This window comes from Flavobacterium chungangense LMG 26729 (genome assembly GCF_000735715.2).
Taxonomy (GTDB): Bacteria; Bacteroidota; Bacteroidia; order Flavobacteriales; family Flavobacteriaceae; genus Flavobacterium; species Flavobacterium chungangense.
On sequence record NZ_JASY01000011.1, the window covers coordinates 122,446 to 146,214 of the forward strand.

General features: G+C 32.0%; 22 protein-coding genes. 11 read left to right on the forward strand and 11 right to left on the reverse strand.

The window, feature by feature from the left end; translation table 11 throughout:
* Positions 1-31 precede the first annotated feature (31 nt).
* From JE46_RS17560 to JE46_RS17570, 3 genes are all read left to right on the forward strand, one after another.
* Entirely contained in the window at positions 32-1,048 is a 1,017-nt protein-coding gene (locus JE46_RS17560) for a glutamine synthetase beta-grasp domain-containing protein (protein WP_031456589.1), read from the forward strand.
* A 236-nt stretch (positions 1,049-1,284) separates the two neighbouring features.
* Positions 1,285-2,247: a TerC/Alx family metal homeostasis membrane protein gene (locus tag JE46_RS17565; protein ID WP_031456590.1), complete on the forward strand. Its 963-nt coding sequence runs from the start codon at positions 1,285-1,287 to the stop codon at positions 2,245-2,247.
* A 99-nt stretch (positions 2,248-2,346) separates the two neighbouring features.
* Entirely contained in the window at positions 2,347-4,149 is a 1,803-nt protein-coding gene (locus JE46_RS17570; RefSeq protein WP_035136767.1) for a T9SS type A sorting domain-containing protein, read from the forward strand.
* Between the two features lie 69 nt (positions 4,150-4,218).
* On the opposite strand, the gene JE46_RS17575 is transcribed toward JE46_RS17570, so the two are convergent.
* The 3 genes from JE46_RS17575 to JE46_RS17585 form a co-directional block, all read right to left on the reverse strand.
* Positions 4,219-4,752 (reverse strand): hypothetical protein, encoded by a 534-nt coding sequence (locus tag JE46_RS17575; RefSeq protein WP_051872920.1) that lies wholly within the window; start codon positions 4,750-4,752, stop codon positions 4,219-4,221.
* A gap of 89 nt (positions 4,753-4,841) precedes the next feature.
* The gene (locus JE46_RS17580; RefSeq protein WP_031456593.1) at positions 4,842-5,708 is read right to left on the reverse strand and encodes an alpha/beta hydrolase; all 867 of its coding nucleotides are present in this window, start codon (positions 5,706-5,708) and stop codon (positions 4,842-4,844) included.
* Between the two features lie 117 nt (positions 5,709-5,825).
* A complete protein-coding gene (locus JE46_RS17585; protein WP_031456594.1) occupies positions 5,826-6,698 on the reverse strand; it encodes an AraC family transcriptional regulator in 873 nt (290 codons plus the stop codon).
* Between the two features lie 901 nt (positions 6,699-7,599).
* On the opposite strand from JE46_RS17585, the gene JE46_RS17590 reads away from it, so the two are divergent.
* The 5 genes from JE46_RS17590 (at position 7,600) to JE46_RS17610 (ending at position 11,300) form a co-directional block, all read left to right on the forward strand.
* Positions 7,600-8,001, forward strand: coding sequence for a T9SS type A sorting domain-containing protein (locus tag JE46_RS17590; protein ID WP_031456595.1), 402 nt, complete (start codon positions 7,600-7,602; stop codon positions 7,999-8,001).
* Between the two features lie 363 nt (positions 8,002-8,364).
* Positions 8,365-8,769 carry a T9SS type A sorting domain-containing protein gene (locus JE46_RS17595; RefSeq protein ID WP_031456596.1) on the forward strand — a complete coding sequence of 135 codons (405 nt, stop codon included), beginning with the start codon at positions 8,365-8,367 and terminating at the stop codon, positions 8,767-8,769.
* A 347-nt stretch (positions 8,770-9,116) separates the two neighbouring features.
* Positions 9,117-9,518 carry a secretion protein gene (locus JE46_RS17600; RefSeq protein WP_031456597.1) on the forward strand — a complete coding sequence of 134 codons (402 nt, stop codon included), beginning with the start codon at positions 9,117-9,119 and terminating at the stop codon, positions 9,516-9,518.
* A gap of 592 nt (positions 9,519-10,110) precedes the next feature.
* Entirely contained in the window at positions 10,111-10,515 is a 405-nt protein-coding gene (locus tag JE46_RS17605) for a T9SS type A sorting domain-containing protein (protein WP_031456598.1), read from the forward strand.
* 398 nt (positions 10,516-10,913) lie between these two features.
* A complete protein-coding gene (locus JE46_RS17610) occupies positions 10,914-11,300 on the forward strand; it encodes a hypothetical protein (RefSeq protein ID WP_031456599.1) in 387 nt (128 codons plus the stop codon).
* A gap of 46 nt (positions 11,301-11,346) precedes the next feature.
* Here the strand turns inward: JE46_RS17610 and JE46_RS17615 are convergent, their stop codons facing one another.
* Positions 11,347-11,841, reverse strand: coding sequence for a hypothetical protein (locus JE46_RS17615; RefSeq protein ID WP_051872921.1), 495 nt, complete (start codon positions 11,839-11,841; stop codon positions 11,347-11,349).
* Positions 11,842-12,005: 164 nt separating this feature from the next.
* Between JE46_RS17615 and JE46_RS17620 the strand changes: the two genes are divergently transcribed.
* The gene (locus JE46_RS17620; RefSeq protein ID WP_031456601.1) at positions 12,006-12,386 is read left to right on the forward strand and encodes a hypothetical protein; all 381 of its coding nucleotides are present in this window, start codon (positions 12,006-12,008) and stop codon (positions 12,384-12,386) included.
* A gap of 39 nt (positions 12,387-12,425) precedes the next feature.
* Here JE46_RS17620 and JE46_RS17625 read toward each other — a convergent pair whose 3' ends face one another.
* The 4 genes from JE46_RS17625 to JE46_RS17640 form a co-directional block, all read right to left on the reverse strand.
* Positions 12,426-13,049, reverse strand: a complete 624-nt coding sequence (locus JE46_RS17625; RefSeq protein ID WP_031456602.1) for a murein L,D-transpeptidase catalytic domain-containing protein — start codon at positions 13,047-13,049, stop codon at positions 12,426-12,428.
* A gap of 75 nt (positions 13,050-13,124) precedes the next feature.
* Positions 13,125-13,784 carry a hypothetical protein gene (locus JE46_RS17630; RefSeq protein WP_031456603.1) on the reverse strand — a complete coding sequence of 220 codons (660 nt, stop codon included), beginning with the start codon at positions 13,782-13,784 and terminating at the stop codon, positions 13,125-13,127.
* Positions 13,785-13,854: 70 nt separating this feature from the next.
* Positions 13,855-14,655, reverse strand: coding sequence for a hypothetical protein (locus JE46_RS17635; RefSeq protein ID WP_051872922.1), 801 nt, complete (start codon positions 14,653-14,655; stop codon positions 13,855-13,857).
* Between the two features lie 72 nt (positions 14,656-14,727).
* Positions 14,728-15,135, reverse strand: a complete 408-nt coding sequence (locus JE46_RS17640; protein WP_031456605.1) for a helix-turn-helix domain-containing protein — start codon at positions 15,133-15,135, stop codon at positions 14,728-14,730.
* A gap of 198 nt (positions 15,136-15,333) precedes the next feature.
* Here JE46_RS17640 and JE46_RS17645 point away from each other — a divergent pair, with 198 nt between their 5' ends.
* Complete coding sequence (locus JE46_RS17645) at positions 15,334-15,651, forward strand: hypothetical protein (protein ID WP_031456606.1); 318 nt, start codon at positions 15,334-15,336, stop codon at positions 15,649-15,651.
* A 309-nt stretch (positions 15,652-15,960) separates the two neighbouring features.
* Here JE46_RS17645 and JE46_RS17650 read toward each other — a convergent pair whose 3' ends face one another.
* The 3 genes from JE46_RS17650 to JE46_RS17660 form a co-directional block, all read right to left on the reverse strand.
* Entirely contained in the window at positions 15,961-17,745 is a 1,785-nt protein-coding gene (locus JE46_RS17650) for a hypothetical protein (RefSeq protein WP_031456607.1), read from the reverse strand.
* A 113-nt stretch (positions 17,746-17,858) separates the two neighbouring features.
* The gene (locus JE46_RS17655; RefSeq protein WP_031456608.1) at positions 17,859-21,299 is read right to left on the reverse strand and encodes a methylmalonyl-CoA mutase family protein; all 3,441 of its coding nucleotides are present in this window, start codon (positions 21,297-21,299) and stop codon (positions 17,859-17,861) included.
* 196 nt (positions 21,300-21,495) lie between these two features.
* On the reverse strand, positions 21,496-22,065 hold the full coding sequence (locus tag JE46_RS17660) for a Crp/Fnr family transcriptional regulator (RefSeq protein WP_031456609.1): 570 nt from the start codon (positions 22,063-22,065) through the stop codon (positions 21,496-21,498).
* Positions 22,066-22,305: 240 nt separating this feature from the next.
* Between JE46_RS17660 and JE46_RS17665 the strand changes: the two genes are divergently transcribed.
* On the forward strand, positions 22,306-23,406 hold the full coding sequence (locus tag JE46_RS17665) for a pectate lyase family protein (RefSeq protein WP_031456610.1): 1,101 nt from the start codon (positions 22,306-22,308) through the stop codon (positions 23,404-23,406).
* Positions 23,407-23,769 lie beyond the last annotated feature (363 nt).

Genomic DNA, 23,769 nt, shown 5'->3' on the forward strand with positions numbered 1-23,769 from the left:
GAAAAAACAAAAAAAATTAATTTATATTATTATGGCTAAAATTAAGTTAGAGTACATTTGGTTAGATGGATACGAACCAACTCAAAATCTTAGAAGTAAAACTAAAGTTGAAGAGCACGAAAATTTCAAAGGAACATTAGAAGAACTTGGAAACTGGTCATTTGATGGTTCATCAACAAAACAAGCTGAAGGCGGTTCTTCTGACTGTTTATTAGTTCCAGTTGCAATCTATCCGGATCCAACTCGTATTAATGGATACTTAGTAATGTCTGAAGTTATGTACGCTGACGGAACTCCACACCCTTCTAACGGAAGAGCTACAATTGATGATGATAATGATGATTTCTGGTTTGGTTTTGAACAAGAGTATTTCATCATGGATACTAAAACTTTATTGCCATTAGGTTTCCCTGTTGGAGGTTATCCTGCTCCACAAGGTATGTACTACTGTTCTGTAGGTGGAAAAAACACTCACGGAAGAAAATTAGTAGAAGAGCATGCTGATTTATGTATCGCTGCAGGAATCAACTTTGAAGGTATTAACCAGGAGGTTGCTTGTGGACAATGGGAATTCCAATTATTCGCTAAAGGTGCTAAAAAAGCCGGAGACGAAATCTGGGTTGCCCGTTACCTATTAGATCGTTTAACTGAAAAATATGGTTACTATATTGAATACCACCCAAAACCACTAGGAGATACAGACTGGAATGGTTCAGGTATGCATGCTAACTTCTCAAATAACATCTTAAGAACATGTGGAGACCAGGCTACTTACGAAAGAATCTGTGAAGCTTTCCGTCCTGTTACTGCTGAGCACATTGCAGTTTACGGAGCTTACAACGACCAACGTTTAACTGGTAAACACGAAACTGCTTCTATCCATGATTTCTCTTACGGAATTTCAGATAGAGGAGCTTCAATCAGAATTCCTCTAATTACTGTTCAAAAAGGATGGAAAGGATGGTTGGAAGACAGAAGACCAGCTTCAAACGGTGATCCATACAAAATTGCCGCAAGAATTATCAAAACTGTAAAATCAGCGCTATAATTCAAAGCTTAATTTATATTCTAAAAGTGCCATCATTACGATGGCACTTTTTTTATTCACCACTTCGACAAACTTTTTAACTTCTCTCCTTTATAGATAGAACGATTAAAAACCTTAACATTTCTATTTTCTACGCAACAAATCAAGCACTTCAAAAGGAACATTCTTATAAAATTAACTTTTTAAGTTAAACTTCAAGACCTATCTTTGTATATACACTTTAAATACAGAGCATTATGATAGTCTGGACTTTATTTTTATTATCTGTTATTTTTATTCTTGCCTTGGATTTAGGTGTATTCAACAAAACACCGCATATCATTAGCACCAAAGAAGCCAGCAAATGGACATTGATTTGGATAACATTGTCATTTCTTTTTTCAGGAGTTATTTACTGGCTATATACAACAAATTACATTGCAAACCCGGATAATCTAAAACCTGCGGTTGCTTCAATGAAGTTCATTACAGGATATTTAATAGAACTTTCGTTAAGCGTTGATAACATTTTTGTAATCGCCATCATTTTTGCTTCTTTCAAAATACCTCAAAAATACCAGCATCGTGTTTTATTCTGGGGAATTCTGGGAGCAATTGTTTTTCGTGGCCTGATGATTTTCTTTGGTGTTTTGCTCATCAATAAATTTAGCTGGACAACTTATATATTTGGAATTTTCCTGATTTTTACCGCTATAAAAATGCTGTTTTCAGGAGAAGATGAAGATTTTCATCCAAAAGATTCTTTTGTATACAAAACACTAGGAAAAATTATTCCCATTACATCCGAAATGGACGGAGAAAATTTTTTCGTTACAACTAAAACTACAAAAAAAGCTGCAACTCCCCTATTTGTTGCTTTAATAGTAATTGAAGTTATGGATGTTTTATTTGCCGTTGACAGTGTTCCGGCAATTCTCGCCATTACATCAGACCCGTTTTTGGTATTTAGCTCTAATATTTTCGCCATTTTAGGATTGCGTTCTATGTATTTCTTTTTAGCCAATATACTGGCAAAATTCAGTTATCTGGAATATAGTTTAGTTGCTATTTTAGCTTTCGTAGGATTAAAAATGCTGCTACATGATTATATACAAGTTCCGGAATGGGCTTCTTTAGGATTTATTGCCCTTTCACTTTTAGTTGGAATTTTGGTTTCTTTAAAATTTGGAAAAGAAAAAGAACTTACGGATTTAGATTAAGAATTATTGAAAATAAAAACTTTCAAATAAATATAAAAATATAGGAATATACGTCTTTAAAAACCTATTTTTACCTCATTATAAATTATAAATTTTATCATGAGAAAAAATTACATTCATCTCGTTTTATTGCTCTTATTAAATGTTTCAATGTTTGGACAAAAAGTTACAATCAGCCCAACACTTATTAACGGAATGGGGTACAGTGGTGGCTCTATTAATTTAGGATCCGTACCTACCACTACTGTTTCATTATCTGTAAAAGTTGATGTTCCATCGTCAGCTGCCGCGGGTAATCAAGGCACAATAAAAATTTACTTTTCAAGAGGCACTGCATTAGGATCAAATGTTACTAATGGTGGCGACGGCGGAGCGTTATATTTTGGTGGAGGAAATGTTGCCACGAGAAGCTTTGTTATAGAATTGAACTGGTCTGATTTTTTAACTTCAGGAGGTTTTATATATGCAGAATATAATAATGGTACCGCATACAAGAGCTCAAATATTACAGTTATTAAAAATTCTACTGTAAATACAGGAACAAATTTAAATCCTCCAAAAGACGCTCCTAACCCAAAAAACATTGCCAATACGATATGCTGCGATCAAACGATTAGATTAGGAGAAAAACCTGAACAAATAACTGGCTCTCAATATTTAAATCCTTATGATACTTTGCCATATGGAATCGCAAGTGTTTGGGAAACCACTGCTCGCTCACCTATAATCTTTGATAACATTAATAAGACTTTAACTATTGATTACATAACTGAGCCAGGAGATATTACGATTAAAAGAAATCTAGGCTATTATCACAATTTTGAACCTGTAAATAAAAGCAATACTATAAAAATAAAAGTATTGCCTTCTCCAATACTTACTAACACAATTACTACTAATGATGTATCAAATTCTGATGGATATTATGAATTATCAAATGTAAAAACATTAAATCTATATGGATTTTCCTCTAAAGTAAATTTAAATATGATGCAGGATCCTTCACACATAAATCAGAGAGGTGACAACATAACAGATGTTGATAGCTATAGATGGGAATATAAAAATAATAAATTAGCATCTAACCCTTGGATAACTATTCCAAATGAAATTTATGGTTATTTGAATTTTTCCGATCCATCACAACTTTCAAATACTGAAGATACCAATTATTTGATTAGAAGAATTGCAATCTATAAAAACGTCTCAAGAGTTAGCAATGAAATAAATGTTTTAGTTAGAGGATTACGTTTTAATAATACAATTTGTTGTGACCAGATTTTAAAGATTGAAACTCCAACTAATTTTGAAGATCCGCAAACGATCATAGGGTCCACGGTGATTGTTGACAAACCTATACGAGAAGGCCAAAATTTCAAAATTAAATCAATAACTTATCAGTGGCAAAGCCAAAGTACAACAGGAGTTTATCCTACTTCAATTTGGTCGGATATTTCTGGTGCTAGATCTAAAGACTATCTTCCTTCACAACCACTTAAAGTTGTTTTTAACACAAGAGGCGGGTATGCATTCGAATCATCATATAAATATAGAAGAGTTGTCACCATTAATTACTCTGTTGTAACAACCAAATTAATTAATGGAACAGCTACAAGTTATAGCAATGAAACTTATTTAAATGGAGCAGCTTCTACACCTTACATCAAAGTATATCCAAATCCAACATCTTCTATTTTGACAATTGAGTGTACTGTCGATATATCAGATGCGAAAGTAATAATTCATAATATTATGGGAACGATAGTAAATTCAAATGATTTTTCAGTTTTAAATCCAAGGTCAATAAGTATCGATGTTAGCAATTTTATAGCCGGAACTTATTTCATTACAATTGAAAATGAACATTTAGGCACAATTCAAAGAGCATTTATTAAACAATAATGGAAGAAATGTATAAAAAAAGGAAATCATAATAATGATTTCCTTTTTTTGTTTTTCAAACTAAACTACTTAGTTTAATTTCTGAACGTTACTATCATCAATATTATATTTCTTTATAACTTCATAATAATTTGAATAGTCAGCTTTATTTACAGATTTGGCAGTAGTAACTATAGGATTATTACCAGGAATAACTACAATACGAAATATTTGATTAGTCCTAAAATCTGCTGGTATTGGATTTGCAACTAAATCCAATCCTTCTGTATAAATCCTAACATTATCTTGAGTAAAATCAAATTTATAGCCAAAATGAAAACCTCCGTCTGTGTAATAGTGAGAATCAGGAAGAATTGCCCAAACATCTAAATTAGTAGTCGGAGAAAATCCAGCATATCTATACACTAAAACTACATCACCCGGATAGATGCGTGTTTTAAAATTGAAATAAAAATCAGAACTAGCAGTCGCATTAAAATTTACTTTTTCAACTTCAAAAACATCTGCAGCTGGCCCTGGAAGTCCCGGAGGCCCTTCTGGTCCTTCACAGCTTGAAAATACTGTTAATCCAACAACTGCAAAAAGTATCAATATCTTTTTCATAATTTTTTATATTTAAAGTTTATACTTAAAGGTATTCCAAAAATCAAACCAAAAAAAATAATTGAATGCCTTTTGGCATTATTTTTTTATTATTTCCCTACAACTACCTGATTTTTAAGCACTATTTTATTAAAAAATAATACATGAAATGGTAACGCATTTTCCCAATATTCCCAGGTGTGCGCTCCCGGTCTTTCAGTATAATCGTGTTCTACCTTATTATATACCAATCTTCTGTGCAATTCCTTATTTGGCTCAATTAAAAAATCATCTATACCACAGTCGATAATCAATGGCAGCTTATTGGCTTTTATTTTGTCTATCATATTTAATACCGCATGCTGCTCATACATTTTTATATCATTACTCTTGTCGCCAAAAACAGGTTCAATTAATTTAAGAACCTGAGCAGAAGAATCACGATTGAGCATTACACTCATATCAACTGCGCCACTCATGCTTCCGGCTGCACAAAATAAATCAGGATTTCTGGCAGACAAGTACAATGCTCCATGGCCTCCCATAGAAAGTCCGGTAATGACACGCCCATTTTTATTCGCGATAGTTCTGTATGTTTTGTCTACTTTCTGAATTACTTCCTTAGTCACAAAGGTTTCAAACTGGCTTCCTGTATTTACCGGACTGTCGATATAAAAACTAAATATTTCACCTTCGGGCATTACGATAATCAAATTATACTGATCCGCTAAGTTCTTTACAAGTTCACTGTCCGGTGTTTTTTTTAGCCAGTCATCAAAATGTCCGTAAGCGCCATGCAATAAATACATTACCGGAAATGCCGATTTGCTTTTGGCATATGAATTAGGCAACACAATAGCAGCCTTGTATGTCTTACTCATTGCCGTACTGGCAATTTGCAGCGTATCTACTTTTGCAGCATGCGAAATTCCGGAAGACAGTACACATAGAAATAGTAAAATTTTAAAATACTTCATGATTTTATTTTTTTAAAAGAACATAAATATACTTTTTAAGAATCAGATAATCCCAAAACAGCATAAAAAAACCATCAACAAATTGATGGTTTTCTATTAAAAATAAGTACAATCTGTTTACATGATCATCGCCCGATGCTCTTGTCTGTATTCTGAAGCACTTTTACCGGTATATTGTTTAAATGACTTGCTGAAATGACTGAAATTATTAAATCCGCTTTCATAACATACTTCATTTATACTAATAGGTTTCTCTGCCAGGAGTTTGGAAGCATGTACCAAACGGTACTCATTGACGAATTCAGTGAATGTTTTATTTGATATTTTTTTAAAATAACGACAGAAAGACGGCGTGGTCATACTGACCAATTTAGAGACTTCGTCTATTGAAATTGGTTCCTGAAAATGATCTTTTACATAACTAAACACAACATTAATCCTGTCATTATCCGGTACCTGCATTTCGAGTATAAACCCATCTGCATTTAAAACAGTATATTCTTCTGAAGTTGCTAAATCCTTTAAAATACTCAAAAGAGTCAGGAAACGCTCAAACGGAGATTTGTTCTCCATTAATTCCATTTTAGTTCCAATTCTTTTTTTAGTTTCACCTCCAAATGCTATTCCCGCTTTCGCCTGATCAAGAAGTTGTTGAATTTTTTTCATTTCAGGAATTCCAAAAAAATCACCTCCCAGAAAATCAGGTTTAAAATGAATTACGGTTTCATCTGTATTACCCGTTTTTTCGTTTGTGAATCCGCAATGCGGCAAATTAGAACCTATCAAAATCAGGGAACCGTTCGTATAATACGAAATATGACTTCCTATTTGTCTCTTTCCCGCTCCTCCATTAACAAAAACAATTTCAATTTCAGGGTGGTAATGTAATAAATGGGATTTACTATTAGTCTTTTGAGCATGCTTAGTGTAAGTAAACGAGCTTCCGTATGAGTTTGATATTATTTCAAGAGCTGGGGCAATTGGTTTCATTTCGTAATGATTAAATAATAAGTGCAAATTTAACAAAAATACCTAAAAAAATTCAAATTTTAACCTACAACGCTTTCGTAACTAAGAATAACACATCGTATTCAATAAAAAACTGAATTGTTTTTAACAGAATAAAATTAGACATTAATTTTAAAAATCAATGTTATTAAAAAGGTTAAATTAAAGTAATGAATTTGACTCTCTTAAACAATAAAAGTGAAAAGGAATTATTTGAAAAAGGAGTTTAAAAAATTACTAAAAAAATATTTTCACTATTAAATACCCAGATTTAGTATTCGTGTTTTATATGTAAACCATTGAATATTATTTAAAAAAAAAAAGAAACTAAATACTTTATAAAATTATCAAATCTTTTCACAACAACCTCTCACCGATTCCTGATCTATTTTTATGCCTTCTTTTGGAATGGGAATCATGCAAACTTGAAGCCACAAATAAAATTCTATTTTTAAACAGGTAGAGTTGTTAATTCAGCATCGATACAGTAAATCCGGAAGAATCCATTTTTGGCCATTTTACCCTTGTTTTCCCTGTTTTTACTATTTATTTTCAATAAAACATGTTTTAGAAGGTACAAAATTAAACTTTCAGGAATTATCAACTGCCCAAAAATTATAATAGTCCTATTTTTTTCCTACAAAAATTACACAATTAAAATAAAAACAAACCATAGAGCATCATATTCACAATTGAAAGACATATTTTGAAAAATAATAATCAAATTCGCCAAAACTCCAAGAATAATTCAAATTTTAACATATAACGGTTTCGTAAATGAGAATACAGCATATATAATAGCAAATACAGTTGTGCTCTTTACCCTACAGTTGAAGTAATTTAGCAGTATAGAATTATAAGAAATAATCTAAAAAAATATATCATGAAAAAGACATTAAAATTAAGTTTAGTATGTGCAGTACTTTTTGGAACAAGTACTTATGCAATCGACGGAAATGAAGATTCTTCTCTTCATGTAATTAAAGAAAAAGGTAATGAAGTTACTTTTGGATTAAATGTAAATGAAGCAAAATTAATGATATACGATCAGGATGGTACTGTACTTTATTCTGAAAAAGCTTCAGGAAAAGATGGAATCCTAAAAAAAATCACATTTGAAGATTTTCCGGAAGGAACTTACATATTAAAGATAGAAGATAAAGAAAAAACAACAAAACATGAAATCACTGTTACTTATAACAAGATAGTTTTATCATCTAAAGCAATATCATCAGTTTATAAAACAGAAATTTCTGGCAATAATACAGGCGTAGCAGTACGCTAAAAAAGTTTATGCTTTCATAAGTATAAAAATGAGGTTAGATAGTTAGTAAAGTTTAAAACCTAACGGTTTTCAAAACAGCTCTTGGTGGTTCTTGAGCTGTTTTTTTTTGCTTTTTTTTCAGTTCAATATTTTTTATAAATAGCATAAATCAGCATCTTTTTCAATACTGTCATTCATTTAAATAAATTATCAAATAACAATCAAATTAACGTTAACGATAATTATAATTCAAATTTTAACCTATAACGGTTTCGTAAATGAGAATACAGCACATATATCAGCAAACAGAGTTGTACACATTACCGTATAGTTGAAGTAATTTAGCAGTATCAAATAAGAAGAAATAATTTAAAAATATACATCATGAAAAAGACATTAAAATTAAGTTTAGTATGTGCAGTACTTTTTGGAACAAGTACTTATGCAATTGATGGAAATGGAGATTTTGCTCTTCATGTAATTAAAGGAAACGGGAACCAGGTAACTTTTGCATTAAACAATGTAAAAAAAGCACACTTATCAATCTACGATACAGATGGTAACCTTATCTATTCTGAAAGTGCTTCCGGCAAAAGCGGAATCCTAAGAACATTCAGCTTTGAAGAATTCCCGGAAGGAACTTATTTCTTAGAAGTAGAAGATAGTGTAAAAACTACAAAACATGAAATTACGATTACAGCCGGTGTTGCAACATTATCATCAAAAGCAATTTCATCAGTTTACAAAGCAGGTTATTCTGCCAACAATACAAGTGTAGCAGTACGCTAAAAAAGTTTATGCTTTCATAAGTATAAAATGAAGTTAGATAGTTAGTAAAGTTTAAAACTTAACGGTTTTTAAAACAGCTCCTGGTGGTTCTTGAGCTGTTTTTTTTGTTCCATATTTTGATAAATAGCGAGATACCCCCTTTTTTTATACCTGTCAATTATTTAAATAAATTATCAAATCACAATCAAATTAACGTTAACGGTGATAATAATTTAAATTTTAACCTATAACGGTTTCGTAAATGAGAATACAGCACATATATCGGCAAATAGGGTTATGCAAAATAACATATTTCGTAAGTAATTTAGCATCAGAGAATTAGAACTAATAATTTAAAAACTATTGTCATGAAAAAGATTTCAAAATTAAGTTTAGTATTAGCAGTACTTTTTGGAACAAGTACTTATGCAATCGATGGTAATGAAGACTTCAATCTTCATGTATTAAAAGCGAACGGAAAACTGATCACTTTTGCTTTAAACAATGTAAAAAAAGCAAAATTAACAATCTACGATCAAGACGGTACTCTAATTTATTCTGAAAGCGCTTCAGGTAAAGATGGAATTTTAAGAACATTTAGCCTGGAAGAATTTCCTGAAGGAACTTATTTCCTTGAAGCAGAAGACAGCATAAAAATAGTAAGACATGAAATTACAATTACAGATAACAAAACAGTTTTGTCTGCAAAAGCAATTTCATCAGTTTACAAAACAAATTATGCTAAAAATGCAACTGTTGCCGTTCGTTAAAACTGTTTACAATTTTAATAATTGTATAAAAATGGTTAGATAGTAAAAGATTAAAACTTAATTGTTTTCAGAAACAGCTCTTTGTGGTTATGGAGCTGTTTTTTTTATTTCTTTTTTTAGAAAATCTATCTGATCCCTAAAAATACTTTTTGAAAATAAATTAAATGACAGCATTGGTAAATTTCCACACATTTGTCACTTCCGGCAAAAATTCATTTCTACCGATTTATATTCTATTTTCGTCTTTTTGCTTACTTTTTGACAACAAAAGCAACTAATCTTACTCCTAAATTATACTTTATGCAATTTCAAAGTAGATAAAAATTATTATAACCTAATTTTTCCTCACTTAAAATTACCATATCCCAACAAAAACAATGCAATGATTTTCATATTCGTAATTAGAGGTGAAATTTTAAAAAATTATAATCAAATCAATCAAAACTCCAACAATAATTCAAAATTTAACATATAACGGTTTCGTAAATGAGAATATAGCACATATATCAGCAAATAGGGTTGTGTACTTTACCTTACATCTGCAGTAATTTAGCAGTATAGAAATAGACGAAATAATTTAAAAAAATATATCATGAAAAAGACATTAAAATTAAGTTTAGTATGTGCAGTACTTTTTGGAACAAGTACTTATGCAATCGACGGAAATGGAGATTTTGCTCTTCATGTAATTAAAGGAAACGGTAGTGAAGTAACTTTTGCATTAAACAATGTAAAAAAAGCACACTTATCAATATACGATGTAGATGGTAATCTTATCTATTCTGAAAGTGCTTCTGGTAAAAGCGGAATCCTAAGAACATTCAGCTTCGAAGAATTTCCAACAGGAACTTACTTCTTAGAGGTAGAAGACAGTGTAAAAACTACAAGACACCAAATTACTATAAAAGACAATGTTGCTGTGATATCAAGACAAGCAGTTACATCAATATATAAAGCAGGTTCTTCTGCAAACAATACAAGCGTAGCAGTACGCTAAAAAAGTTTATGCTTTTCATAAGTATAAAAATGAGGTTAGATAGTTAGTAAAGTTTAAAACCTTACGGTTTTTAAAACAGCTCTTGGTGGTTCTTGAGCTGTTTTTTTTGTTATATATTTCTCACATCTCAGAAATAAATGCAAAAAGCAAAAAAAATTTAACAAAATATTACTTAACAAACACAAGTAGCTGAATGTTAAAACTTTAAAAATAATTTAAAAAAACAAATCCAAAATATCAATAAACACGTAAGTATCTTAGTAAAACAATGGAAAACCTTTGAATTCAACAACTTACTGTTGAAAAATAAAACAGTAAAAATTTTGAAATAAGAGAACAATTTGTAGTTTTGCCAATACCACGAATTAGAAAATTAAAATTAAAAATTAGAAAAAGAGATGAAACAAATTTTAAGACTGAGCTTTGTTGTAGCTGTATTATTAACAACATTAAGTACGTATGCAAGTAATGAAAAAAGTGATTATGTCCTGTATATCAAAACCGGAAATGGAAAAGTAGTAAGCTTTACATTAAACGCTGGCGAAAAATCAAATTTTTCAATTCTTGACGAAAAACAAAACTTACTTTACACAGGAGAATTTTCTACAAACGAATTAGAAGTTTCAAAAACCCTAAGCCTTGAAACTTATCCAGCCGGAACTTATTATCTAAAAGTTTTGGAAAACAATAAAATAGTAAATCATAAAATTACTGTTTCTAATAAAAAATCAAAAACAATTGCGTTAGACCAATCAGTAAACGAAAGCCCGGCTTTTCGTCGTTAATCATATTGCCCCCTATCTAAGAACAGCTCCATATGGGCTGTTTTTTTTATTTAATTTCTTTCCGCAAACCGACTCCAATTTTTACCAGTTTCCAAAAAATATCAGCTTCTGATGTAATGGGTATTTTTTGAAATTCTTTATAAAAAGAAGAATGTACAAATGCATAAATATAATCTAACAACTCTATGGCCATGAAACTTTGCCTGAATTCAGGACGTAATTCGCTGCTAGTGGCAAAACAAACATTTCCGGCTTCTTTTTCACTCGAAAATAGTAACCCCAAACGATTTGTAAATAATTTTACAATTTCGTTATTTAGAATAACAGTTTCAGCAACAGATTGATTACAAAGAACTTCAGTAGTAAAATAAGTTTGCGTAGTATTTTGCAAAATTTTTAAAACACTGTTTTCTAAATCTATACCATCAAATAGCGTAGAAATATTTTGGTCTGCGTTTAAAGCGTTGATTTTGTTACAATACTCCTGGATAGTCATAACGATATTGGTTGAATCCATAAAATTAGACCATATAATTTTCATTGAACATTTTTCTCCATTAAAAATGTCTGAAAACTTTTAGATAACACGCTTGAAATAGTTAAAATTCATAAAAAAACCACCCAAACACACCTTATATCACTGATTTAGATATATTTGCGAAACAAAAAAACAAAAAATCCAGATATTCTCTTAAACCAATGGGTATGCAAAACAGACTTGTTATTTTAATATTAGGGACTATTTTTTCATTCAGTGCTGCTGCCCAAAATGAAGAAGTCTTTATCACTGACAAAGTAAGCGACACTTATGCTTATGTTGATGTAATGAAAACCTATGAAAGAGTTGCTGCAAAAGGCTACAAGTCTGTAGATTTATTTCAAAAATTAGGAGATTCGTCTTATTCACATTTTAAACTCGAAAAAGCAGCCGAATGGTACGATAAACTATTTGCCATGACAGCCGATTTAGAACCTGTATATTATTACCGTTATGCAGAATCCCTACGATTCATCTGCGAAAACGAAAAAGCCGATGCTATTCTTGAAAAGCTGAAAACAAAAGGAACGGTAAAAAAGAAGGTTTGATTTTTCAACAAATTTCTTCGATACTGCAACCGGTAACATTCAATAATAAATGTCCAAAACAATTCTTTTATCAGAACTGTCAATCAGTTTCTCTATCCTCGCATAGTATTTTTCATTTACCATCGGACAGCCATAGCTGCTGCAAATTGGGTTATCTTGTTCTTCGTAGGGAACTTTACTGTATTTATGCAAAACAATATTCCTTAAAAAAGCATTATCATTGGTTTTATCTAAGCCATAAAGTTTATATGCTTTTCCAAAATCTCCATTATAACTGTATCCGATATAATATTTCCCTAATGCTGTACAAAGTGAATTATTGACATTGCTAAATCGCAGTTTATCCTTTATTCCGGTTTCAGATCCTGAGCCATGTGCAACCAATCCCTGATCAATTATTTTATTCTTTTTTAAATCGTATATAAAAAATCTGTTTTTCCCAGACTTGATTTTCATGTCTATAAAAAAGGCTATCTTATTATTGTATTTGGAGTTATTGCCTATAAGCTGTTTTACGGCATCTACTCTTTTAGTCAGTTTTTGTTCTGTTTTTTTATTGAATTCAGAAGCTGTAAAAACGTTTTCTTTAGAATTTTCTAATAGGATTACCGTACCCAAAAGCACTATTGTAGATAATAAAAGAAAAAGAATTATTTTTCGCATAGATTAATGATTGATAAAACTATATTATTTTTTGGCAATCGCTTTACCACAAATTGCGTAATCTATTTATCACAATCAAATATTCATAACTGTAAACTGAATAAATAACATTCCGGTTATAAAAGCAGTTAAATATATCAATTTCTTAATATCATCAAATTCTCTTCCTTCTTTTAGAATCAGGCCTCTGAATTTCTCTGAAACTAATGCTAAAACTGAACTTATAAAAACCAGGAAAAGAGCGAGTTTCACACCAATTCCAATCGGAAGTCCTTCTTTTTTATCCTGCAGCATAAAGGGAATTATATCAGACAAAAAAAGCAAGTTCCATGCTATTGTAAAAAACACAGCAACCGGTTTTTTAATTGGAAATTCCCCTTGATTTTGCCTTTCCAGAATTTTCAAATCTTCTGTACTTATTTCTGAATTTGTATTTTCTAAAAATCCCGTCATTTTAATTTCATCTATGACTGTGTTGGGATTCTTAAAAGTCCAGAATATAACATTTGAATTGTATTTTTCTATTCTGTGGTTTATCTTAATTCCGTTTCCAATTATCGGAATCGAACTGTACGCTTCTATAGAAATAATGTCTTTTGGCTGAAATACCAAATTACCAACAATTGATGCATTAATTTTTAAAACGTCTTTGTCAACATATAAATCGGCAAATGGAAAACTGGCATTTGCCATTCCGATTCTTGCTCCGCCGGTAAGCGTAAATTTTTCAGTCATAACTTAATTTCTAATTTTAGATAGGCAAAAATAAGTATAAAGAAACATCTTTTTTAATAAAAACTATTAGCTAAAAAAGTCGCTCAATTTCATTTTGTATCTCAAATATATCCATAACGGCATACAGCCCTACAGATTCTTCCAGATGAGCATTAGAAGGCGAAGTTTCAACATTTGAATGTATAAGTTTGATTTGATTTGCCAAATCAGGCAAAAACTTGATTCCTGAAACGGCATATTTAGAAATGCGTTTACTGCCATCATTGTACAATTTTCCTTTTGCAGGCAACTTTTCTAATTCCTGAATTTCAGGAACTTTATCAAATATTGTATCGTAAAACTCTATTATCGGACTTTCGTTGGGACGTGAAAGCTTGTGTATATAAGCACAATAAAAATGTTTATCGAGCTGAATAGCAATTACATCCTTTGGTCTGTAGAAAGTAATATTATCAGGCAATGATGGTTTGCGCCTGAGCGGAACGGGTTCTGAACTAATCAGTTTTTTTATCTGATCTGATTTTCTAAAAAAGTCATCGCTTAAAACAACATCGCGGTTTAAAGCATCAATTGCCTCTATTGCTTTTTCTGTAATTTCAGAATCTTTGAGTCCGTATTTATGAAGAATTACTGCTAACGCCACAAATGTTGTACGTTTATAATTATCTGTAACTTCTGTATGATCGGCATTTAGAACACAATTCCAGCGCAATACGATTTTAGGAAGAATATAACCCGTAAGATTTTCAGCAATTTTTGTGTCGTGTTTGGCATACGCCATTGCTTTTGCAGTGAGCCTTGCAAAATCGTCATCGATATTTTGTACTAATGCTTTTGAAGCTAATTTATCCAGTATTTGCTGATGCGTCATTTTTATTTTGAAATTAAAAAGACAGCTTTTTGGAGCTGTCTTTTGTTGTTTATCAATACCTTTTTAAGAATATTATTTCCCTTTAAGTAATTTTTCTAAATATTCGATCTTATCTTTTTCCGCCTGAAGCAAACGTTCGTAAAGGTTTTTATTTTCTTCTACAGTTTCCATTAATTTATCTAATGGATTGAAAGTACACGTATTATAATGATTAAAATTATTATCTGAATCATTGAAAGTATTAAAATAATTGATCACACCTTCTTCAGAAAAATTCTTAATGGCTTCAACCGTTACGCCAAGCGCTTTTGCAACTTCAATAAGCTTTTGCTCATCAATGGTTTCACTATTTTCTAAAGCCGAAACAGCTTGCTGGTTTGTTCCTAAAGCTTGTGCCAAAGCTTCCTGTTTCATGTCACGAAGTTCACGAATGCGGCTTATTTTTCGGCCTATATGATTTGGTTTTGTAAGTGTGCTCATAATTCAAAGATAACAATTAAGTTCATTAACAAGAAATATGTAAAAAACATATTTAGTGCCGTACCATACTGCAAAAAATGATTTGATACCGTGTAATCTATTTCTTTCTTGCAGTGTTAAGCAAAAATACATTTTTTCTGATAATAACAAATTCTAAAAGTCAAATTCTAAAACAATTCACACTCAAAAACCAACGAAATGGAAACCACTGAAATTAGAAATTTAGAAGTTCTCAAAAAATTAGCCACCCGGTCTTTTCAAACACTAAAACCGGTTCCTGACAATTCAAAAGCCTACATCGCTCAAATTAAGGTTTCGAATTATGTCGAACTCGGCGGCTTAATTACCGACCTGCTTAAATTGTGTATTTTGGCGCTGGATCCGGAAACACCTAAAATTGCTGAGAAAAACAATGAACCTGTTAATGTTGGTCTTATTTTAGAAACTGTACTTCAGCTGTTTCCTTTGGAGGAAATGGAGTTTTTGAGTGATTTTGGGGAGGTTGTTGGGGAATGATTTTCTGCTGATTTTTGGTGGTGATAACTTCATAACAATAACCGCAATATTGTCATTTCGACCGAAGGGAGAAATCACACAAGTAATTCTACAAAGATTGGCGACCTGCATTGTCGAGCTTCTATTGTGATTTCTCCCTTCGGTCGAAATGACAAACTTTATGGAATTTTATGGTTTTGCTGGCGCGAGCGTCTCGCTCGTGCATTACTTTGTGTTCACGAGCAAGATGCTCGCGCTAGCAGAGGAATTTCAATTTTGTTATATAGACTTTGGGTTCTCGAGCGGGACGCTGTGCCAACAGGTAAAAGCCTATTCCTCTAGCCATTTTAAACCTTTTATTCTATTAGCAATTAATCCTTCTTTAATTTTAGCATGCAAAACATGGTCAAAAGTTCTTAAGAAATTATATCGATTAAAATTAGCCTTATTATTATAATTAGACATTAGAAGATATGTATCTAGAATTTTGAAAAAATTGTTTTTTTTATCTATTAAACTTTGTTCCATATCCTGTAAATGACTTACATTCATTATACACAAATCTTTAATATTATGTTCTTTTGCTTTTTTATTAATTCCCTCTTTTTCTAATAATTCATTAAATTTTCTTTTAAAAACAAATGAAGCTAAAGATGAGCTAAATATGGGATCGTTAACAATTAATATTGGGTAAAGCTGAACTTTCCGATTTGAATTAAATTTATCATCTGCAATATGATTTTTATACAAATGAAATTTTTTAATAGTTTTGGAAACAAGTTGAACTAAACCATAATCATCATAAAATTCTTCTAAATTTAATTTTCTAAAATCATCAATTGTGGAAACCGTTTTATATCCATTAATAATCGCTAGATATGAACTTTTTGCTTCGATTAATGCAATATTTTGTTTTTCACGAATATAAAAATCTGCATATTCAATTGGTCTACCCTCTATCTTAAATTTTAATTCATCGGTAGATCTGAAAATAAATTCTGGAGTATTTGAAAATGACTCCAGAAAAATTTCGCATAAAAAAGGTTCGTAAAAATCTGTTCCTATAAAACTTCCCCAATCTTTCCTTGTACAAATCTCATTAGGCTTTAAATAATCAAACCAAAAATCATTTATTAATAGTGAATATGCCTTTTCTAAAAAAAATCCATCGTCAAGTATAAGATATCCAATAGTATCTTTTTCGTCTTTCATCCTTCCTTTAAATAAAGGGCTTTTTTTAATCCGTGAGAAATCAAAAACCTCTAAATTGTCTTTTTCTAAAACTTTAAATTCACGATCAGCACTAAAAGCATCAAGTACTTTAATTGTGTCCAGTTCACTTTTTAAAACATTAAGATATCTTAATTTTAAAGTCTCATCATAACTTTTTATATAGGCCCAAAAAATATTCTTTAAAAATGCATCTGCGTTTTCAACTTTATAATACCAAGTTAGATAATTTTTAAAATGGTTCGAAAAAATATGATGATTTTCAATTTTATGCAATAGAAACCATGATTTATAGAAAACATTAATCGAGTTAGAACATTCATTGTATTGATTGTGATGCAATTCTCGGAACATAAAAAACTCAAAAAAATCATTTCCAAGTTGTTCATAACCTTCTTTTTTATAATTGCTATCTCCTTTTAAAATTTGATTATTAGCAATTAATAAGAATTTGAATATTCTTTCTCTGTTATCAAAATTGTATTCCGGCGTTTCTTTCGTGAAACCATTAAAATTCAAAATTTCTTGTAAAGCATACAAACAAGTTACTCTAGAAAATAAGTTATTATTAGAAGGTGTAATAATATATTTATTAATTATTGATAAGCAAAATGATTGCTCAATATGATTTTCATTGTCTAGAAAAATTGTTCTCAAACAATTGATTTGTGTATCTCTTGAATCATCAAAATGACTTACTCCTAGAGGTTTTAGTCTTGTATTGATCGCAACAATAGTAGCGATAAGTTCTTCTTTTGGAATATCTATTATAAGCTCAATTGGGTTATCTGGAATTGGTGCAGTATAAAAATCTGAATATTTAATTAAATTACCCAACATATAATAGTATTTTTTATTTTTTCCTAAGCTAATATATACAAACATTTTCTTATAAAATTAAGGAAACCCGTAAAGCGCTAAATATTTTCCAATTATAGTAAACAAAAAAACCTCTCAAAATCTGAGAGGTTTTTCCATATCATTAAAAAATAAAAATTCTACATATTCCTTCTATACTGCCCACCAACCTCAAACAATGCCGAAGTAATCTGACCTAACGAACAAACCTTTGTAGCTTCCATTAAGTGATCAAATAAGTTTTCGTTTTTAATAGCGGCTAGCTGTAAAGCATTTAAATGTTCGTTTACTTTTGCTTCGTGAAATTGATGCAAATTATCCAGCATTGTAATCTGGTATTGTTTTTCTTCTTCGGTGGCGCGGATAACTTCTGCCGGAATTACCGTTGGCGAACCTTTTGAACTCAGGAACGTATTGACACCCACAATTGGAAAATCGCCGTTGTGTTTTAAGGTTTCATAATACAAACTTTCTTCCTGAATTTTTGACCTTTGGTACATCGTTTCCATTGCACCAAGAACACCGCCACGTTCTGTGATTCGGTCGAATTCCTGTAACACCGCAGCTTCCACTAAATCAGTTAATTCTTCGATGATGAAGGATCCCTGAATTGGGTTTTCGTTTTTTGCCAGACCTAATTCTTTATTGATAATCAGCTGAATCGCCATGGCACGACGTACAGATTCTTCTGTTGGCGTTGTAATCGCTTCGTCATACGCATTGGTGTGCAGTGAATTACAGTTATCATAAATCGCATACAAAGCCTGCAAAGTCGTTCTAATATCGTTGAAATCAATTTCTTGCGCGTGCAACGAACGTCCGGAAGTTTGAATATGGTATTTCAGCATTTGTGCTCTTTCGTTGGCTCCGTATTTGTTTTTCATGGCTTTCGCCCAAATTTTACGTGCCACACGTCCAATAACCGAATATTCCGGATCTACTCCGTTGGAGAAGAAGAACGATAAGTTAGGTCCAAAATCGTTGATGTTCATGCCGCGACTCAAATAATATTCTACGTAAGTGAAACCATTTGAAAGCGTAAACGCCAATTGCGTAATTGGGTTTGCTCCCGCCTCGGCAATATGATATCCTGAAATCGAAACCGAATAGAAATTACGAACATTTTTAGTAATAAAATATTCCTGAACGTCACCCATTAATCGCAGTGCAAATTCGGTGGAGAAAATACAGGTATTCTGCGCCTGATCTTCTTTTAAAATATCAGCCTGAACTGTTCCACGTACCTGTGATAATGTTTTGGCTTTTATTTCGTTATAAATCTCCAAAGGCAAAACCTGATCGCCGGTAACTCCCAAAAGCATTAACCCTAAACCATTGTTCCCTTCCGGCAAATCACCCTGGTATTTAGGTCGTTCAGTACCTTTTGCTGCATATATTTTGTTAATTTTAGCTTCAACTTCTTTCTCTAAATCATTGGCTTTGATGTAATATTCACATTGTTGATCAATTGCCGCATTCATGAAAAAACCGAGCAACATTGGCGCCGGCCCATTGATTGTCATACTTACCGAAGTTAAAGCATGAACCAAATCGAAACCTGAATACAATTTTTTAGCATCATCCAGGCAACAGATTGAAACTCCGGCATTTCCAATTTTTCCGTAAATATCCGGACGAATATCCGGATCGTTTCCGTATAAAGTCACACTGTCAAAAGCGGTTGAAAGCCTTTTTGCCGGCAATCCCGCGCTCACATAATGAAAACGCTTGTTGGTTCTTTCAGGTCCGCCCTCACCCGCAAACATTCTTGACGGATCTTCGCCTTCACGCTTAAACGGATATAATCCTGAAGCAAAAGGAAATTCACCCGGAACATTTTCCTGCAGGCTCCAACGCAAAATATCACCCCAGGCTTCATATTTAGGTAAAGCAATTTTCGGAATCTGAATATGTGACAGACTCTCGGTATGTGTTGCAATTTTAATTTCTTTATCACGAACTTTAAAAGTATAAACCGGATTTTTGTATTTGTTTACTTTTTCGTCCCAATTCAGGATAATTTCCCAATTGTACGGATCTAAATCCATTTTTACTTTATCAAACTGATTTAGTAGAAGGTTTAAAAAGATTCTGTTTTCGTCTAGTCCTTCGACTCCGCTCAGGATGACACTATTGTCATCTATTCCTGCTTTTATAATTTGAGGCACTTTTCCCGAAACCGATTCTATGGTTTTATAAATTCCGTATAATTTCTGCGCTACTTTTTGCTGTGAAATTGCTATTTCATCATAAGATCTGTTATTCTCGGCAATTTCAGATAAATAACGTGTTCTGTGTGGCGGAATCACGAAGATTTTTTCGCTCATTTCTTTTGTGATTTCAAAAGTCGATTTCAAATCAGAATCGGTTTTTTCTGCCACTTTATCCATAATCGCTTTGTACAGCGTGTTCATTCCCGGATCGTTAAACTGCGAAGCAATTGTTCCGAAGACCGGCATTTCGTCCGGATTTTTATCCCAAAGATTATGATTTCTTTGATATTGTTTTTTTACATCGCGCAACGCATCAAGCGCACCGCGTTTGTCAAATTTGTTTAAAGCCACTAAATCGGCAAAATCAAGCATATCGATTTTTTCCAATTGCGTTGCAGCTCCAAACTCCGGTGTCATTACATATAAAGAAACATCAGAATGATCCATAATTTCGGTATCCGACTGCCCAATTCCTGAAGTTTCCAGAATAATCAAATCGTATTTCGCGGCTTTTAAAACCTGAATGGCTTCGGCTACATATTTAGACAAAGCCAAATTCGACTGACGCGTTGCCAGCGAACGCATATATACACGAGGATTATTAATCGCATTCATACGTATTCTGTCGCCTAAAAGCGCTCCTCCGGTTTTTCTTTTCGAAGGATCAACAGAAATTAATCCGATTGTTTTCTGGGGGAAATCAATTAAAAATCGACGAACCAATTCGTCCACCAAAGATGATTTTCCGGCACCGCCCGTTCCTGTAATTCCCAAAACCGGAATTTTAGAATTGGAATTTATTTTGTGAATTGTATCAAAAGCCGATTTTGCAATTTCAGGGAAATTCTCTGCAGCCGAAATTAAACGTGCAATAGCAGTTGGCGTTTTGTTTTCGATATGATCGATTTCTCCGTTTAATTGGTCTCCAACAGGAAAATCGGCACGTTCCACCAAATCATTAATCATTCCCTGAAGTCCTAAAGAACGACCATCATCTGGTGAATATATTCTGGTAATACCATATCCGTGTAATTCTTCAATTTCGCCTGGCAGGATTACACCGCCTCCGCCTCCGAAGATTTTAATGTGCCCCGCTCCTTTTTCATGAAGCAAATCATACATATATTTAAAGTATTCATTGTGTCCGCCCTGGTAAGAAGTCATTGCAATAGCATTTGCATCTTCCTGAATAGCAGTATTTACCACCTCTTCAACACTTCGATCATGTCCTAAATGAATCACTTCAACACCGGTTGACTGAATAATACGGCGCATAATATTAATGGCTGCATCGTGTCCGTCAAAAAGCGAAGCGGCTGTGACAATTCTTACTTTATTTTTAGGAATATATATTTTTTGCTGTTCCATTTTGAGAATATGATAATTTTATAGCGCAATTTACAAAATATTTCAACAATTCAATGAACAGATAGCTTTATGTTAACAAAAAATAATTAGTTCGCAGACATACAGATTTCTATCATCCAAAATTATATATTCAGATAATAAAATGATGCAATGCTTTAAGGGAATTTAATAACCCAAAAGAGAGATTTAATTTGAGTTAAAAGCTCTTTTTGATTTTTGATAAAAATTCGTGAGTAACGCCTAAATAAGAAGACAAATTTTTATTATTTATTTTTTTTGTTTTATGAGGATACTTTTCTACAAACTCAATATATCGCTGTTTTGAAGTCTTGTTCAAAACATCCAAAAGCCTTTCCTGTATAGCAATATTGGCTCTTTCTACCATTAAGATATGAAACTGTATAAGTTTAGGCACCTGTTTGAATAACAATGCTTTATTTAATTTATTAATTACTAATATCTCACTGTCTTCAATGGCTTTTATATTGTATTTTGTCAGTTTTTGGTAATAAAAACTCTCCAGATCACACATCCATTCATTTTCAAATGAAAAGAAAATAACAGTTTCTGTGCCATTTTCATTCAAAATATAGGTTTTAAAAGCACCTTTGAGTATAAAACCTTCATAAGAATTGTTAGAATCCTGAATCTGTAAAAATTCATTTTTTTTCAATTTAATAAACTCTGTTTTATCTAGTATGAAAGCCCACTCCTGATCTGTAAGAGTGATTTTTCTTTCTATATTTTGTCTTAGTGCTTCGTACATAATTTTTAATTATTTCTTAATTAAAATTTCTAAATTTCATAACATTGGGGAGTGAATTTAAATAATGTAATCGATTACGCAAAAGTACTAAAATTATATTATATTCAAATTAAATATCTAAAAAAAATTAAATATTCAAATTAATTACAAATTTATTGAACAAGTTCAATATTACTGTAGGATTTAATAAACATATTTGCATCGCTATAAAAATTAGTTTTTAACCAAACAAAAACCATTATGAAATTTAAAACCAAACTAACTATTTCATTATTTACAATTGCTTTGGCTTTTACAAGCTGTAATACAGAAGATGCTTCAGACAGTACTGAAAATGCAAGTGCCGCTGCGAATCAAAATGTTTCAACCTCAAAAGTTGGAGTTTGCTCAGAAGTGCCGGGATGGGCATCTCAAAACGGAGGAACAACAGGTGGAGGTACATCTGCCGAAACTACTGTAACTAATTATACTGAATTAAAATCGGCGATTGAGAATACTTCTGTAAAAGTGATAAAAGTGTCCGGAACTATTACTGTTTCTGCAAGATTATCATTTCAAAACCAAACCGGAAAAACAATTTACGGTACCAGCGGTGCAAAAATTGTTTCAACAAATCAGACTAAAGATGGTTCTGGTATCATTTACTTTAAAGGTTGTAAAAACATCATTATCAGAAACCTGATTTTTGAAGGTCCGGGAGCTTACGATACAGATGGCTGGGACAATGCAACTTTAGACAACTGCCAGAATGTATGGGTTGACCACTGCGAATTCAGAGATGGAGTTGATGGAAACTTTGATATCAAAAACAAATCTGATTATGTGACCGTTTCTTATACAAAATTCACTTACTTAAAAGCTCCTAAAGCAGGAGGACCAGGAGGTTCTGACGATCACAGATACTCAAATTTAATTGGTTCAAGCGATAGCGCTACAGGAGACCGCGGAACATTTAGAATTACATTTGCACGTTGCTGGTGGGCAAGCGGATGTAAAGAAAGAATGCCAAGAGTTAGATTTGGAAAAATCCACATCATAAACAGTTATTTCAATAGTTCTGCCAGCAACAAATGTATTGCTGCAGGTTTTGAAGCTGATATAAAAGTAGAAAACAACCTTTTTGAAAATGTAAAAACACCAATTGACTTAATGACAGGTCTTACAGCAGTAACTGTTACATCAGGAAATGTTTTCACTAATACAACTGGTAATATTGCAGGAAAAAACACTTCATTTACTCCTCCTTATACTATCCCAACTCTTGCAGCATCTGCAGTTAAAGCAGACATCTCTGCCGGTGCCGGTGCTACATTTGCAGGTAATACATGCGGGTCATTCTAAATTTAAAAAATTGTTTTTACAGAAGAGCTATCCGGTTTTGGGTAGCTCTTTTGTTTTTAGGTCTTATAAAGTCTAAATTTCTAAAATAGCCCTGATTACTATGACATAAACAAGTTAATAAATCTTTTTTTTTAATTTAAATTAGTTTTATTTTAAGACACAGCAAGTTTGCGAATAAGAATTCAACAAAAGATTTTATATCTTACTCGTTGATAATAAGGGTTGTCCCTGATAAGATTTATGCTGATTTTCTAACCTCAAATGTTTTGTTATCTCTAATACAGGCACATATACGATGTACTATTTTATTTCTGACATTGTTAATTACGAGCATTTTATTTTTTCCTTCTTGTACTTTTCTTT

What these genes read in the sequence shown, in the direction of transcription:
- JE46_RS17630 (WP_031456603.1), bottom strand. Translation starts at nt 13,784, where the DNA reads ATGACTGAAAAATTTACGCTTACCGGCGGAGCAAGAATCGGAATGGCA.
- JE46_RS17635 (WP_051872922.1), bottom strand. Translation starts at nt 14,655, where the DNA reads ATGACGCATCAGCAAATACTGGATAAATTAGCTTCAAAAGCATTAGTA.
- JE46_RS17655 (WP_031456608.1), bottom strand. Translation starts at nt 21,299, where the DNA reads ATGGAACAGCAAAAAATATATATTCCTAAAAATAAAGTAAGAATTGTC.
- JE46_RS17565 (WP_031456590.1), top strand. Translation starts at nt 1,285, where the DNA reads ATGATAGTCTGGACTTTATTTTTATTATCTGTTATTTTTATTCTTGCC.
- JE46_RS17645 (WP_031456606.1), top strand. Translation starts at nt 15,334, where the DNA reads ATGGAAACCACTGAAATTAGAAATTTAGAAGTTCTCAAAAAATTAGCC.
- JE46_RS17580 (WP_031456593.1), bottom strand. Translation starts at nt 5,708, where the DNA reads ATGAAGTATTTTAAAATTTTACTATTTCTATGTGTACTGTCTTCCGGA.
- JE46_RS17650 (WP_031456607.1), bottom strand. Translation starts at nt 17,745, where the DNA reads ATGTTTGTATATATTAGCTTAGGAAAAAATAAAAAATACTATTATATG.
- JE46_RS17610 (WP_031456599.1), top strand. Translation starts at nt 10,914, where the DNA reads ATGAAACAAATTTTAAGACTGAGCTTTGTTGTAGCTGTATTATTAACA.
- JE46_RS17625 (WP_031456602.1), bottom strand. Translation starts at nt 13,049, where the DNA reads ATGCGAAAAATAATTCTTTTTCTTTTATTATCTACAATAGTGCTTTTG.
- JE46_RS17660 (WP_031456609.1), bottom strand. Translation starts at nt 22,065, where the DNA reads ATGTACGAAGCACTAAGACAAAATATAGAAAGAAAAATCACTCTTACA.
- JE46_RS17640 (WP_031456605.1), bottom strand. Translation starts at nt 15,135, where the DNA reads ATGAGCACACTTACAAAACCAAATCATATAGGCCGAAAAATAAGCCGC.
- JE46_RS17575 (WP_051872920.1), bottom strand. Translation starts at nt 4,752, where the DNA reads ATGAAAAAGATATTGATACTTTTTGCAGTTGTTGGATTAACAGTATTT.
- JE46_RS17665 (WP_031456610.1), top strand. Translation starts at nt 22,306, where the DNA reads ATGAAATTTAAAACCAAACTAACTATTTCATTATTTACAATTGCTTTG.
- JE46_RS17595 (WP_031456596.1), top strand. Translation starts at nt 8,365, where the DNA reads ATGAAAAAGACATTAAAATTAAGTTTAGTATGTGCAGTACTTTTTGGA.
- JE46_RS17605 (WP_031456598.1), top strand. Translation starts at nt 10,111, where the DNA reads ATGAAAAAGACATTAAAATTAAGTTTAGTATGTGCAGTACTTTTTGGA.
- JE46_RS17615 (WP_051872921.1), bottom strand. Translation starts at nt 11,841, where the DNA reads ATGAAAATTATATGGTCTAATTTTATGGATTCAACCAATATCGTTATG.
- JE46_RS17570 (WP_035136767.1), top strand. Translation starts at nt 2,347, where the DNA reads ATGAGAAAAAATTACATTCATCTCGTTTTATTGCTCTTATTAAATGTT.
- JE46_RS17620 (WP_031456601.1), top strand. Translation starts at nt 12,006, where the DNA reads ATGCAAAACAGACTTGTTATTTTAATATTAGGGACTATTTTTTCATTC.
- JE46_RS17600 (WP_031456597.1), top strand. Translation starts at nt 9,117, where the DNA reads ATGAAAAAGATTTCAAAATTAAGTTTAGTATTAGCAGTACTTTTTGGA.
- JE46_RS17585 (WP_031456594.1), bottom strand. Translation starts at nt 6,698, where the DNA reads ATGAAACCAATTGCCCCAGCTCTTGAAATAATATCAAACTCATACGGA.
- JE46_RS17560 (WP_031456589.1), top strand. Translation starts at nt 32, where the DNA reads ATGGCTAAAATTAAGTTAGAGTACATTTGGTTAGATGGATACGAACCA.
- JE46_RS17590 (WP_031456595.1), top strand. Translation starts at nt 7,600, where the DNA reads ATGAAAAAGACATTAAAATTAAGTTTAGTATGTGCAGTACTTTTTGGA.